Annotated in this window: 14 protein-coding genes and 1 riboswitch; of the genes, 6 read left to right on the forward strand and 8 right to left on the reverse strand. The window is 66.7% G+C overall.

Annotated features, from left to right (window positions below; all coding sequences use genetic code 11):
- Nucleotides 1-37: 37 nt before the first annotated feature.
- The 8 genes from EYF70_RS20065 to glyA form a co-directional block, all read right to left on the reverse strand.
- Nucleotides 38-673, reverse strand: a complete 636-nt coding sequence (locus EYF70_RS20065) for a GspH/FimT family protein (RefSeq protein ID WP_131146996.1) — start codon at nt 671-673, stop codon at nt 38-40.
- Nucleotides 601-1062 (reverse strand): type IV pilin protein, encoded by a 462-nt coding sequence (locus tag EYF70_RS20070; RefSeq protein WP_131146997.1) that lies wholly within the window; start codon nt 1060-1062, stop codon nt 601-603. The genes EYF70_RS20065 and EYF70_RS20070 overlap by 73 nt, the downstream gene beginning before the upstream one ends.
- Nucleotides 1059-3272, reverse strand: a complete 2214-nt coding sequence (locus EYF70_RS20075) for a pilus assembly protein (protein ID WP_165497749.1) — start codon at nt 3270-3272, stop codon at nt 1059-1061. Before EYF70_RS20075 ends, EYF70_RS20070 begins: the two co-directional genes overlap by 4 nt.
- A 37-nt stretch (nt 3273-3309) precedes the next feature.
- Entirely contained in the window at nt 3310-3900 is a 591-nt protein-coding gene (locus tag EYF70_RS20080) for a pilus assembly PilX family protein (protein ID WP_131149218.1), read from the reverse strand.
- Nucleotides 3901-3902: 2 nt separating this feature from the next.
- Complete coding sequence (locus EYF70_RS20085) at nt 3903-4820, reverse strand: PilW family protein (protein WP_131146999.1); 918 nt, start codon at nt 4818-4820, stop codon at nt 3903-3905.
- A complete protein-coding gene (gene pilV / locus EYF70_RS20090) occupies nt 4817-5356 on the reverse strand; it encodes a type IV pilus modification protein PilV (RefSeq protein ID WP_131147000.1) in 540 nt (179 codons plus the stop codon). The genes EYF70_RS20085 and pilV overlap by 4 nt, the downstream gene beginning before the upstream one ends.
- A gap of 351 nt (nt 5357-5707) precedes the next feature.
- Nucleotides 5708-6175, reverse strand: coding sequence for a transcriptional regulator NrdR (nrdR, locus tag EYF70_RS20095; protein WP_131147001.1), 468 nt, complete (start codon nt 6173-6175; stop codon nt 5708-5710).
- A gap of 73 nt (nt 6176-6248) precedes the next feature.
- A complete protein-coding gene (glyA, locus tag EYF70_RS20100) occupies nt 6249-7493 on the reverse strand; it encodes a serine hydroxymethyltransferase (RefSeq protein ID WP_131147002.1) in 1245 nt (414 codons plus the stop codon).
- A gap of 95 nt (nt 7494-7588) precedes the next feature.
- Nucleotides 7589-7701, reverse strand: a riboswitch (ZMP/ZTP riboswitch).
- Nucleotides 7702-7883: 182 nt separating this feature from the next.
- On the opposite strand from glyA, the gene EYF70_RS20105 reads away from it, so the two are divergent.
- From EYF70_RS20105 to tolB, 6 genes are all read left to right on the forward strand, one after another.
- A complete protein-coding gene (locus tag EYF70_RS20105; RefSeq protein WP_131147003.1) occupies nt 7884-8633 on the forward strand; it encodes an SDR family NAD(P)-dependent oxidoreductase in 750 nt (249 codons plus the stop codon).
- A gap of 176 nt (nt 8634-8809) precedes the next feature.
- Nucleotides 8810-9217 (forward strand): tol-pal system-associated acyl-CoA thioesterase, encoded by a 408-nt coding sequence (ybgC, locus tag EYF70_RS20110; RefSeq protein ID WP_131147004.1) that lies wholly within the window; start codon nt 8810-8812, stop codon nt 9215-9217.
- Nucleotides 9218-9304: 87 nt separating this feature from the next.
- Nucleotides 9305-9997, forward strand: a complete 693-nt coding sequence (gene tolQ, locus EYF70_RS20115; protein ID WP_131147005.1) for a protein TolQ — start codon at nt 9305-9307, stop codon at nt 9995-9997.
- Between the two features lie 9 nt (nt 9998-10006).
- Nucleotides 10007-10447: an ExbD/TolR family protein gene (locus tag EYF70_RS20120; protein ID WP_229420469.1), complete on the forward strand. Its 441-nt coding sequence runs from the start codon at nt 10007-10009 to the stop codon at nt 10445-10447.
- A gap of 3 nt (nt 10448-10450) precedes the next feature.
- Nucleotides 10451-11416 (forward strand): cell envelope integrity protein TolA, encoded by a 966-nt coding sequence (gene tolA, locus EYF70_RS20125; RefSeq protein ID WP_131147006.1) that lies wholly within the window; start codon nt 10451-10453, stop codon nt 11414-11416.
- 1 nt (nt 11417) lies between these two features.
- On the forward strand, nt 11418-12680 hold the full coding sequence (gene tolB, locus EYF70_RS20130; RefSeq protein ID WP_131147007.1) for a Tol-Pal system beta propeller repeat protein TolB: 1263 nt from the start codon (nt 11418-11420) through the stop codon (nt 12678-12680).
- The last annotated feature ends 15 nt before the right edge of the window (nt 12681-12695 follow it).

Raw genomic sequence — 12695 nt, forward strand, 5'->3', positions numbered from 1 at the left:
CGTTGCTTTCCATGGTCCGAAAAATAGTATGTTGCCATCATTCGCCAGCCATGCCGCAGCCGGTTTCCGCACCCGGGTCGCACAGCCGCGCGCGGCCCAGCATGTTGATCTTGATGTTGCGCTGTGTACGGCCGAGCTGCAGCGACAGCGTGCCCCAGTTGGCGGCCAGGCTGTTGCCCGCGCGGCAGGAACGGCCCGCACTATTATAGGCGACATACCAGGGTGGCGCAGCGTGCGTCAGCCGCGACCAGATGCGCAGCCCGTCGGGCGCCGGGCCGTGCTGGAACAGCACCGTTTCGCCCGGCCCGGGCCGTGCATCGCCATCGGTATCGGCGAACACGGTCCAGCCGTCGCGCCAGGCCATGCCGGCCGGATCGGCGGGCGCGACGACGACGTTTTCGCCGCGGCCGATCGCCAGCGAGCGGGCCAGGTGCAGGGCCGCCAGCAGGTCGGCGGCGGCGGCGCGCACGGCATGGCGTTCCAGCATCGCGCGAAAGCCAGGGACCGCCGCGCCCAGCAGGATGGCGGCGACGGCGGCGGCGGCCAGCATTTCGACCAGCGTGAACGCGGCCGGGCGCGATGGCCGGCGGGCCGGCGGCGTCAGCGCCAGCAGCGCGTGGCCGGGCCGGTGGCCAGGTGCAGGCCGGTGCTGGTGAGGATCAGCTGTTCGCATGAGGGGTCCCGGTGGCTGGTGTCCACGCGCGCGGTGCCGGGCGTGGCGATGAGTTGCACGCAGTCGGCGATGGCTTCGCCATCGCAGGCCCGGCCTTCGATTTCGTAGGCGCTGCTGGCGGCGCTGGCGCCGGACCACCAGCGGAACAGCTGCGCCTCGGCCGCGTCGGTGCCGCCGGCACTGAAGGCAAGGTAGCGGTTGTTCTGCGTGAAGTAGCGCTCCTGCTGCTGCATCAGCGCCTGCAATGCCACCTGCCCTTCGGTTCGCCGGGTGCGGGTGACATGCTGCTGGTAGCCGGGATAGGCCATCGCGGCCAGGATGCCGGCGACCGCCAGCACGACCATCAGTTCGATCAGCGTGAAGCCTGCCCGATGCCCGCGCGCCGTCATGGCCGCTGTCCCTGCGCTGCCTTGCGGTGCAACTGGCGCCAGTTCGCCACTTCGCGCCATGCCAGGCGCCCCGCCGGCCAGCCGGCGCTGCTGGTGCCACCGTCGACCGGCCCGCCTTGCGTACCGAATCGCACGATCGTCGTGTCGCGCGTGACCTGGATGCGCCCCGTCGGATCGCGCGGCGCAAGCGTGCGGCGGCCGGGCAGCAGCATGGGTGGACCGTGGATCAGGTCGGACACCAGCACGCCCGTCACGCCACGCGGCAGCGGCGCACCGCTGGCGTCCGCCGGCAAGCCAGCCAGCGCATCGAGCACGTAGGTGCGGCTGGCGCTGTCCGCGCAGGGATCGCCGCCGGGCACCACGGTGGCGAAGACCAGCTTGCCGTCGGCGATCACACCGGGCGCCAGGCTGCGTTCGCCGGAGGTGGCCCCGTCGGCGAAGTCGAAGTACCAGCCCCTGGCCCGGTCGCCCGCGCCGACCGAAGCGGCGCGGCCGGACAGGATGACGTGGGCGCCGCCGGCCACGCCCTCGGCGCGCCGCTCCAGCAGGTCGGCACGGTCCAGCGGCCTGCCTGGCGTGGCGGCGGGATCGTCGTACACCGCGTAGTACGACTGCGGCACGAAGTGTGCCGGATCGCGCTCTTCCCTGCCATACAGGCTGCCGGTGCCGAACAGCACCAGGTACCCGCCGCCTTCCGCATGCACGATGCGCGGCGGCTGCGTGATCGGCTGCGGGCGCCCGTCCGCGTCGCGGGCCACGAAGACCGGCTGCATTGCCGGGTCGGTACGCCACGGCGCGTTGCGGGTGAAATCGAAGCGCCACAGATTGCCTTGCAGATCGCCCGCATACGCATGGCGCAGCACGTGGTGCGCATCGGTGACGGGCGCCGCCGCGCCAAGGCCGGCGGGCAGCGCCGGATCGCCGGGCGGCGTGTCGAGGCGATAGTAATTGCCGCCCAGCCGCCAGCGTTCGGCAGGCTGCTTGTCCAGCGCCAGCAGGAACAGCGCGCCGGCGGCACCACGGCCATTCAGGCCATTGCCGGCCACGGCGAAGTGGCGGTACTCGGGCTTGCCATGGCGCGTGCGCAGCTGGAGCCGCGCCACCTGCGCCGGCTGCATCACGTGTCCGATGGCGGCATCGTCGCGCTCGGTGAACTCCCACAGGGCGCCCAGGCTCGCACTGGAAGCAGGATCGAAGGCGGCGGGGTCGGTGACGTCGAGCGCAAACAGTCCCCGGCCGCCGGCACCGGGCGCACCCACCAGCACGCTGCGCCACGCGCCGCGGACGAGGGCTTCGCCAGCCGCCAGCGGGCCATCGACATACGCGCGGTGCGTGTAGCCGGGCGCCGGCAGCTGGTTCAGAACAGGCACCAGCATCGCCGGCACATAGGCGAACAGTTCGGCGCCGGTGCCCGCATCGAATGCATGCAGCATGCCATCGTTCGCGCCAAGGTAGACGGCGGGCGGACGCCGCAGCGTGCCTGCCTGGAACGCCGCATAGGCGGCATCGCCGTGCAAGTTCGCTCCGGCAGCGAGGTACAGCGGCGTGCCGTGCACCGCGTCGCCCAGCAGGCCGGCCCTGGCGCGGAACGTGCCACCCTCGAGTGTCCGCTCGCCGCGCAGCCACGCCACGCGGTCCGGGCCGAGGCCGTCGCCCGCGGTGCCGCCGGGCGGCCGGTCCAGCGCCTCCTGTTGCGAGGGCGACAGCCACGCCCAGTCGAACGGCACCGTCGTGCCGGCGCCCGGGCCGTCGCCGTGGCTCGTGAAGATCCGGCGCGCGGCCGGCGGCGTGGTCGCCAGCACCGCCGCGGCATCCCATAGTGGCGCCAGCACCCGGGCATCGCCACCCTCGCCCTGGACGAGCGGCAAACGGTGCAGCGTGCCGCTGCCGGCCGCCAGGTCGTACGTGACGCGGAAGATGCCCGCACCCGATGGCACGCTGTCCGTGCCTGTTCCCGATGGCGGCGGCGGTGCCGTAGGGATGGCCACGGGCGGTCCTTGCACTGTGCGATGAAGCTTGCACGCCAGCGCGGCCGGATGGTCATCGAGCGCGACGGGCGGCGGGTGCGCGCTGCCCATCGACAGGCCCACCGCGCAGCACAGCGCGAGGCCGGCGGCCGCGGCCAGCGCCAGGTTCGGCGCCAGGCGCGGTGAAATACAGCCGCGGACGTGGCGCCGGGATGGCGCACCAGGTCCACCGCGGGATGGCATGGCAACGCTGCTGGAGCTGCCCATCGGGTCCTCCCGTTCAGTCGCCGGGCCGGCGCCAGGCGGACTGCAGCACCACCTGCACCCCTTCGCGATTGGCGAAGCCGATGGCCGTCACGCGGTAGTAATAGCGCGCCGCGGCGCCGGCTTCCTCGCCCGGGCGATGGTCGGGCCGCCGTTCGATGATGTAGCGCGGCCGCCGCATCGGCAGCGCGCCCTGGCCGGTCTGCATCGCCGCGCCCGTGAAGTGGCCCAGGGCGACCGCCGCACCTTCGGTACCATCGGCACCATCGGTACCATCGGCCGCCAGGTCGACGGCTTGCCAGGCCGGCGCTTCATCCGGCCCGGCAGGCCCGCACAGGCCGAGCGCCGCGCCGCTGCCGCAGCCCGGGCCGAAATCGCCGGGTGCCGCCAGGATTGCCGCCCGCTCGGGGCCGGCCTCTTCGATATCGCGTTCCGCATCCATCAGCGCATCCTCCGCAGCTTGCAGTGCCACCTGCCGGTCCCGCCCGGCGCGTGCCGCCTTTTCGCCCATCAATGCCATGCCCGCCGCCGTTGCCGCCAGCATCAGCACGGCCACCAGCATCACCAGCGTGACTACCAGCGCGACGCCCCCTTGCCGCCGGCGCATCGTCAAGGGCCCCGGTTGCGCAGCAGTACCGCCTGTTCGAACAGGCGCCGGGCGCGCCATCGCCATGGTCCGGGCAGCGTGCTTTCGTCGATCACGGTGCCCGGGTCGTCCAGCCCGCCCGGAATGCCGAACAGGTGGTAGCGCACCGGCGGCGCGCCAGTGTGCGAATGAGCGTCGCCATGCAACAGCAAGGCCACCCGCACCACGGTGACGCGTTTCCAGTGCGTCTTGCGGCGCAGGTCCTGCGCCCGTTGCTGCGGCGTCGCACCGGCCAGCACCAGGGCCGCGTCGAGCGCGCGGATGCCGCTGGCGTTTAGGTAGCGGTTGGGAACGCCGTCCGCCGGCTGGTCCGTGTCGAGCCCGTACAAGACCTGGAACGAATCGACACCGCGCACGATGGCGTCGGCATTCCAGTTGCCCGACTGCGCGCGGTACTTGCAGCGCAATTCCGTTTCGCCATCGTCGGCGACGCCGACATAAAAGATGCTCCAGCCCGCTTCCCCGGCACCGATCGCGAAGCCGGCGCAATCGACCATGGAACCGTCGCCGCCGCCGGCGCCAAGCCCGCCGAAGTGCACGGCCAGCACGTCGCTGCCCTGCACGTTGCCGGCCACCAGCGCGCCATCGAGGCCGGGCGCCATGCGCGGCAGCGTGCGGGCATCCAGGCCGCCGATGCCGGCGTCGCCGTCCGCTGGCGGCACTCCGCTGTCGAGGTCGCTCCAGGCGGCCTGCCGCAGCGCCAGGCCGATCGATTCGAGCGCGTAACGGCCGCCGTCATCGAGCCGCGTGCCGGCCGCCTGGTGGGTGAAATCGCGGTTCGCCAGCAGCAGCATCGCCGACGCCGCCAGCGCGACGAACAGGCCGAGCGCCATGGACACCAGCATTTCCGGCAGGCCGATGCCGGCTTGCCGCCCCTTCATGGCCGGACTCCCGCCACCGCGATCGCCACCCCGGGCACGGTGCCCCCGTCGTGTTCGGGCGTGCCATCCGGCCGCTTGCCGCGCCAGCCGATCTTGACGACGACCGGGTCATCCGCCGCGCCGCTGCACGCCCAGCGCAGTTTTCCCGCCACATACGGCTGCGCATCGCGGCAAACGCGGGCCCGGCCCGCCGGCAACGCGGCACGCACCTGACGCGACAGTTCGTAGACATCCAGCCGGGCAATCTGCGCGGCATCGCATGGCTGGTCCCGGCAGGCATTGTCCGGCGCGGCCGGTACCGGGCCGGCATGGGCGCCGACATCCACGCCGAGGTAGACGGCCGGTATCTGCCCGGCATTGGTGCGGATACGGTCGGCCATCGCCGTGGCCATCTGGACCGATGCCGACAGCAGCGCCGATTCGTGCCGCGTGCGCATCGCATGCAGCTGCATGGCGGTGCCGCCGATCAGGCCCAGTGCGAGCACCAGGACCGCGATCAGCACTTCCAGCAAGGTGAACCCGGCGACCTGGCGCATCACGACCTCCTTCAGCTCTGCCGTACAAGTTAGGCGGTAGCGAACTGAAGCGGTTGAGCGCCCGCAAGAACAGGCCGGTCAGGCGGAGAATACCTGAAGGAATGTTGCGTGAAAGACTTGCAAGCGTTTGCAAGCCGTTGCCATGGCGCCGCGGTGGATTGTTCTTGACGGCAAGCGCCAGCGCGGGATGGTGAAACCGGAGGGATAGCGTGGGGCCACGCCAATGAACGGTGCCGGGGAAGCGATGCTGTGAAGCGATAGTGATAAAAGCGCTGGTGAAACGATTCTGGTGTGAAACGATTCTGATAAAAGCGCTGGCGAAACGATGCCAGCGGTCGCCGCCCCAGCTACTTATTCCTGCCGCTTGCGCTCTTGCCCGGCCTCTTCGATCGCATCCTGGAATTCCGCGAGATCCTCGAAATTCTTGTAGACGGAGGCGAAACGGATATATGCCACCTTGTCGAGCCGCTTCAGCTCGGCCATCACCAGTTCGCCGATATGGTTCGAATCGACTTCGCGCTTGCCGCTCGTCAGCAGTTTTTCGGCGATGGCCTTGACCGCGTCGTCCACGGCGGCGGCGGCCACCGGGCGCTTGCGCAGCGCGAGCATCAGGCTGCCACGCAACTTGGCTTCCGCATATTCGGTGCGGCTGCCATTCTTCTTGACCACGAATGGCATGGAAAGTTCAATCCGCTCGTAGGTCGTGAAGCGCTTGTCGCACTTGCCGCAGCGCCGCCGGCGCTTGATCGCATCCCCCTCCTCCGATACGCGGGTATCGAGGACGTGGATTTCGTCGTGCTGGCAGAACGGACATTTCATGGAGAGACCGGAGTGGAATCAAAAAAAGGCGCCGGACCTCACGGCCGGCGCCCCGATAGTAACAACGTGTCGATTACGCGTAAACCGGGTACTTGTCAGCCAGCACTTTCACGGCGGCTTTCACGCGCTCGATCGTGGCGGCATCCTGCGGATTGTCCAGCACGTCGGCGATCAGGTTGCCCACTTCTTCCGCTTCCGCTTCCTTGAAGCCGCGCGTGGTCATGGCCGGGCTGCCCAGGCGGATGCCGGACGTGACAAACGGCTTTTGCGGGTCGTTCGGGATGCCGTTCTTGTTGCAGGTGATGTGGGCCGAACCCAGGATCGCCTCGGCTTCCTTGCCGGTCAGGTTCTTGGCGCGCAGGTCCACCAGGAACACGTGCGACTCGGTACCGCCGGAAACGATGCGCAGGCCGCGCTTGATCAGCGTTTTCGCCAGCACGTCGGCGTTCTTCACCACTTGCTGCTGGTAGGCCTTGAATTCTTCGGACTGGGCTTCCTTGAAGGCCACGGCCTTGCCGGCGATGACGTGCATCAGCGGGCCGCCCTGGATGCCGGGGAAGATCGCCGAGTTGATGATCTTCTCGTGTTCGGCCTTCATCAGGATGATGCCGCCGCGCGGGCCGCGCAGCGACTTGTGCGTGGTGGACGTGACGAAGTCGGCGTGCGGCACCGGGTTCGGGTACAGGCCGGCGGCGATCAGGCCGGCGTAGTGGGCCATGTCCACCATGAAGTAGGCACCGACCGCCTTGGCCACGGCGGCGAAGCGTTCGAAGTCGATCTTCTTCGAGAAGGCCGAGGCGCCGGCGATGATCAGCTTAGGCTTGTGCTCGTGGGCCAGCTTTTCCATGGCCGCGTAGTCGATGTCTTCCTCGGCGGTCAGGCCGTACGACACCACGTTGAACCATTTGCCGGACATGTTCAGGCCCATGCCGTGCGTCAGGTGGCCGCCTTCGGCCAGCGACATGCCCATGATCGTGTCGCCCGGCTTCAGCACGGCGAAGAACACGCCCTGGTTCGCCTGCGAGCCGGAATTCGGCTGCACGTTGGCCGCTTCGGCGCCGAACAGCTGCTTCACGCGGTCGATCGCCAGTTGCTCTACGACGTCGACGTATTCGCAGCCGCCGTAGTAGCGCTTGCCCGGGTAGCCTTCCGCATACTTGTTCGTCAGCTGCGAGCCCTGCGCTTCCATTACCGCCGGCGACGTGTAGTTCTCCGATGCGATCAGTTCGATGTGGTCGTGCTGGCGCTTGTTCTCGTTCTGGATGGCGCCGAACAGTTCCGGGTCGATGGCGGCGAGGGTGTGATCTTTTGCGAACATGAAATTACTCCGATTAGGACTGGCAGATAGGATCGAATGACGAAGGCCGGGTAAGCGAAGGCAGCCCGGTCGCACGTACACTCGCGCGATTCCATCGTGGCTGCCCAGGCGAACGGCGTTGTGACATCTCACGTTCCCCGGTGGATCCCCACCTTTCGCCCGCGGTGCCGGTGGCGCCGCTGGCTTTTCGCCAGTTACGTGAGACATAAATGGAGCCAAGATTGTATGTGATGTACTGTGCAAGAGCAAGGAAGCGTGCCGCGCCAGGCGTCCCGCGCCATTGGTAGCGCGACCACAATGCTGTCGCTTCGGCTACAATCGGGGGTTGACCGGCTTCGCCGGACCGTTTTGACCAAATCCCGCCAACAATCGCAACCTCGAGGAAAGCACATGATCGTCTTCATCACCGGCGCCACCGCCGGTTTCGGCGCCGCGATGGCGCGCATCTTTGCCACCAACGGCCACCGCGTGCTGATTTCCGGCCGCCGCGAAGACCGGCTGGAAGCGCTGGCCGGCGAACTGGGGCCGAACGTGCGCGCCGTGCCGCTGGACGTGACCGACAAAGCGGCCATCCACGCGGCACTTGCGGCGCTGCCGGCCGACTGGCGCGACATCGACGTGCTGATCAACAATGCCGGACTGGCGCTGGGCATCCGTCCGGCGCACGAAGCAGCGCTGGAAGACTGGGAAACCATGATCGCCACCAACTGCACCGGCCTGGTCACGATGACCCGTGCCGTCCTGCCCGGCATGGTGGAACGCAATAGCGGGCTGGTCATCAACCTGGGCTCGGTGGCCGGCCGCTTCCCCTACCCCGGCGGCAATGTCTATGGCGCCACCAAGGCCTTCGTCGACCAGTTCACGCTGAACCTGCGCTCGGACCTGGTGGGCACCGGGGTGCGCGCCACCAATATCGCGCCGGGCCTGTGCGGCGGCACCGAATTCTCGAACGTGCGCCTGAAGGGCGACGATGCCGCGGCGGCGAAAGTGTACGAAGGCACCACGCCGTTGACGGCGGAAGACATCGCCGCCACCGCGTACTGGATCGCCACCTTGCCGCCGCATGTCAACATCAACATGATCGAGCTGATGCCGACCTGCCAGGCGGCGGGACCGCTGGCGGTCAAGCGCGCGGGCTGATACCGTGCCGCCGTGCATTGCCCAGGCGAATCATTCGTAAGCGATTGTTACAAGTATTGGTCGTTTGCAGGGGATTTGTTTAACTGCCCAGCTTGACATGCTGTCAGCAAACTTTTGGCAACGTTGTATGCTAAATGACGTAGAATGTTGCCTAATAACACTTGTAACAAATGATCATGCCATCAGAGTTCACCTGGGAAGTCCGTGTCTATTACGAGGATACGGACGCGGGCGGCATCGTTTATTACGCGAATTACCTGAAGTTCTTCGAACGTGCGCGTACCGAATGGCTGCGTGCGATCGGCGTTGGCCAACAGGCGCTGCTGGAAGCCCACGATGCGATGTTCGTGGTGAAGAACGTGAGCGCGGACTATCATGCGCCGGCCAAACTGGACGATGCCCTAGAATTAACACTAGTTATCGAGAAGCTTGGCCGTGCCTCCATCGTGTTCCGGCAGCAGGCATGGCGTGGCACGACCTTGCTTAACACGGCGCTGGTCAAGATCGGCTGCGTCGATTCCGCGCTGCGTCCCCGCGCCGTGCCCGACGAAGTGGCCGAGCGCATGCGTGCCTATGTAGCGTAGCGCCGGCCGGGCAGCGTCACCGATGGGCAGGCGGATGCCACCGCCAGCATGACCCTTTGCCGTACTTACATTCTAACTAATTCATAAATGAACGGTTCCCAAGATCTTTCCTTCATCGCCCTCATCTCCAACGCCCACCTGATCGTCCAGCTGATCATGGCGTTGCTGCTCGGCCTCTCGATCGTCAGCTGGACCTACATTTTCAAGAAATGGTTCGACGTGCGCGCCGCGCGCCGCCTGACGATCGACTTCGAGAAAACCTTCTGGGCCGGCGGCAACCTGCACCAGCTGTACCAGGCCGCCGGCAGCAACCGCGCCAACAATGGCGCGCTGTCGCGCATCTTCGAAGCGGGTATGGGCGAGTTCATCAAGGGCAAGCAGGCCGTGGCGGCCAACCGTGAAACGTTCGATGGCGGCGCGCTGCTCGACGGCGCCCGCCGCGCGATGCGCGCCGCGTTCCAGCGCGAGATGGATGTGCTCGAATCGCACCTGGCATTCCTGGCGTCGGTCGGTTCCGTCTCGCCGTATATCGGCCTGCTGGGCACCGTGTGGGGCATCATGAACGCCTTCCGCGGCCTGGCCAACGTGCAGCAGGCCACGCTGTCGGCCGTGGCGCCCGGCATCGCCGAAGCGCTGATCGCCACCGCGATCGGCCTGTTCGCGGCGATCCCGGCGGTGGTGGCCTACAACCGTTTTTCGCACGACATCGACCGCCTGGCGATCCGCTTTGAAAGCTTCGTCGAGGAATTCTCCAACATCCTGCAGCGCCAGTCGCGATAGGGGTCCATCATGGCGTCTTCCTTCAACAGTGGCAGCATGCGTGGCGGCCGCGGCCGCAAGCTGAAGTCCGAGATCAACGTCGTGCCGTATATCGACGTGATGCTGTGCCTGCTGATCATCTTCATGGTGATGCCGAGCTCGAACAACCCCAGTTCGATCGACCTGCCGCATGCGGAAAAATCGGTGCGCCCACCGGATGCGTACATCCAGGTCACGATCAAGCCCAATGGTGCGCTGTCGATCGGCATCGCGGGCAAGAATGCCGATGCGCCCGAGACGGCGCCGAACCGCGATGCGCTGGTGCGCAAGCTGGCGGCGCTGCACGAGGAGAATCCCGACTATCCGGTGCTGATCGCGGGGGACAAGGAAAGCAAGTACGACGACGTGATCCAGCTGATTTCCGAAGCGAAAAAGATGGGCATCAACCGCGTCGGTCTGGCGACGAAGTAAGGCATGGCGACGAGTGAAGCAAACAAGGGTGGCCCGTACCGGGTCCCCCGGCATGACAGCGGCTGGCGCGCGTTCGGTCTCGCGCTGGCCACGCACGCGCTGCTGTTCCTGTTCCTGTGGGGTGGCATCAACTGGCAGAGTTCGGAGCCGGTGGCCGTGGAAGCGGAAGTGTGGGACTTGACGACGCAGCAGGCCGCTCCGCCGCCGCCGCCCGCCGAGGCACCGGAGCCGGAACCGGACCCGCGGCCCGAGCCGGAACCGGCGCCGCCGCCGCCCGCCCCTGCCCCGCCGCCGCCGCGTGAGGTGACGCCACCGAAGCCCGATCCCGAGATCGCGCTGAGGAAGGAACGCGAGAAGAAAAAGAAGGAAGAAGAAAAGCGCATCGCCGAGGAAAAGGAAGAGAAGCGCAAGCAGAAGATCGAGGACGAGCGCAAGCTCGCCGAGCAGAAGAAGAAGGAAGACGACAGGAAAAAACGCGAGGAAGACGACAAGGAACGTCGCCTGGCCGAGGAAAAAGCCGAGAAGAAAAAAGAAGAAGACGCCAGGAAGAAGCAACTGGCCGACAAGAAGGCCGCGGAAAAGAAAGAATCCGACCGCATCGCCAAGCTGCGCGCCGAGGAAATGCGGCGCATCACGGGCGCGGCGGGCGGCAGTTCGGGCACGGCCGAGAAATCGACCGCGCCGCGCCTGGACAGTGGCTACGTGGCCGCGATCACGGCCAAGATCAAGAGCAACATCAGCTACGCGGGCAGCCAGGACGTTCCCGGCAATCCGCGCGCCGAGTTCAAGATCACGCAATTGCCGACTGGGGAAATCGTTTCGGTCCGAAAGATCAAGAGCAGCGGAATTCCCGCCTACGATGCCGCCGTGGAGAACGCGATTTCCAAATCGTCGCCTCTGCCGAAAAAGAAAGACGGCACGGTCGAGCGGGATATCAACGCGACGTTTAATTTGAAAGACTTGCCTTGACATGAAAAAACTACCTACCTTGTTCCTCACCGCTGGCATGCTGGCCAGCCTGGGCGCCCAGGCGCAGCTGCGCGTGGAAATCTCCGGCGTCGGCAGCAACCAGATCCCCGTGGCCGTGGCCGCCTTCGTCGACGAAGGCCAGTCGCCGACGCAGATTTCCAAGGTCATCAAGACCGACCTGGAACGCAGCGGCGCCTTCAAGGTGATCGATGCCGGCACGATTACCGACGTGAACAGCGTCGACGCCTCGTCGTACAAGGCGCGCGGCGCCGATGCGCTGGTGGTGGGCACCGTGCAGAAACAGCCGAACGGCACGTACGACGTGCGCTACAAGTTGATGTCGACCATCCAGAACACGAAGATCTCGCAACTGGACCAGCAGGCGCCGGCGCAATTCACCCGCCTGTCGGCGCACAAGATCGCCGACGACGTCTACGAGAAACTGACCGGCGTGCGCGGCATCTTCGCCACCCGCATCGCCTACGTGACCCAGCAGGGCCGCTCGTACCGCCTGGAAGTGGCCGACGCGGATGGCGAGAACGTGCAGCTGGCCCTGTCGTCGAACGAGCCCATCATTTCGCCGTCGTGGTCGCCCGACGGCACCAGGGTGGCCTATGTGTCGTTCGAACAAAAGAAGCCCGTCATCTACGTGCAAAACCTGATCACGCGCCAGCGCACCGTGATCGCCAACGAACGCGGCAGCAATTCGGCCCCTTCCTGGTCGCCCGATGGCAGCCGCATCGCCCTGGCCTTGTCGAAGACCGGCAACACGCAGGTATACATCGCCAACAGCAGCGGTGGCGGCATCCGCCGCATTTCCAACAGCAGCGGCATCGATACCGAACCGCAGTTCTCCGCCGATGGCCAGCAGATCTACTTCACCAGCGACCGCAGCGGCGGCCCGCAGATCTACCGGATGAGCGTGAACGGCGGCGAAGCGCAGCGCGTGACCTTCAACGGCAGCTACAACATCAGCCCGCGCATTTCCTCCGATGGAAAGACGCTGGCTTATATTTCCCGGCGCAACGGCAACTTCCAGCTCTATGTATTGGATCTGGCAAGCGGCCAGGAGCAACGTTTGTCGGATAACACCAACGACCAGGCCCCCAGCTTCGCTCCGAACGGCAAGTACATCCTGTACTCGACCGAATCGGGCGGGCGCAAGGCCCTGGCGGTGGTGTCGGTGGACGGCCGGGTCAAGCAACGCCTGACCATTCAGGCCGGCGCAATAAAGGAACCCACCTGGGGTCCTTTCATGAAGTAAAACAGGCAGTAAAGA

Source organism: Pseudoduganella albidiflava, assembly GCF_004322755.1.
GTDB classification, from domain to species: domain Bacteria; phylum Pseudomonadota; class Gammaproteobacteria; order Burkholderiales; family Burkholderiaceae_D; genus Rugamonas; species Rugamonas albidiflava.

Bases quoted from the DNA above. Each gene is read 5' to 3' on its own strand.
- EYF70_RS20070 (WP_131146997.1), bottom strand. From the start codon at position 1,062: ATGACGGCGCGCGGGCATCGGGCAGGCTTCACGCTGATCGAACTGATG.
- EYF70_RS20085 (WP_131146999.1), bottom strand. From the start codon at position 4,820: ATGAAGGGGCGGCAAGCCGGCATCGGCCTGCCGGAAATGCTGGTGTCC.
- tolB (WP_131147007.1), top strand. From the start codon at position 11,418: ATGAAAAAACTACCTACCTTGTTCCTCACCGCTGGCATGCTGGCCAGC.
- EYF70_RS20075 (WP_165497749.1), bottom strand. From the start codon at position 3,272: ATGCCATCCCGCGGTGGACCTGGTGCGCCATCCCGGCGCCACGTCCGC.
- EYF70_RS20105 (WP_131147003.1), top strand. From the start codon at position 7,884: ATGATCGTCTTCATCACCGGCGCCACCGCCGGTTTCGGCGCCGCGATG.
- pilV (WP_131147000.1), bottom strand. From the start codon at position 5,356: ATGCGCCAGGTCGCCGGGTTCACCTTGCTGGAAGTGCTGATCGCGGTC.
- EYF70_RS20065 (WP_131146996.1), bottom strand. From the start codon at position 673: ATGCGAACAGCTGATCCTCACCAGCACCGGCCTGCACCTGGCCACCGG.
- EYF70_RS20120 (WP_229420469.1), top strand. From the start codon at position 10,007: ATGGCGTCTTCCTTCAACAGTGGCAGCATGCGTGGCGGCCGCGGCCGC.
- tolA (WP_131147006.1), top strand. From the start codon at position 10,451: ATGGCGACGAGTGAAGCAAACAAGGGTGGCCCGTACCGGGTCCCCCGG.
- nrdR (WP_131147001.1), bottom strand. From the start codon at position 6,175: ATGAAATGTCCGTTCTGCCAGCACGACGAAATCCACGTCCTCGATACC.
- ybgC (WP_131147004.1), top strand. From the start codon at position 8,810: ATGCCATCAGAGTTCACCTGGGAAGTCCGTGTCTATTACGAGGATACG.
- glyA (WP_131147002.1), bottom strand. From the start codon at position 7,493: ATGTTCGCAAAAGATCACACCCTCGCCGCCATCGACCCGGAACTGTTC.
- tolQ (WP_131147005.1), top strand. From the start codon at position 9,305: ATGAACGGTTCCCAAGATCTTTCCTTCATCGCCCTCATCTCCAACGCC.
- EYF70_RS20080 (WP_131149218.1), bottom strand. From the start codon at position 3,900: ATGCGCCGGCGGCAAGGGGGCGTCGCGCTGGTAGTCACGCTGGTGATG.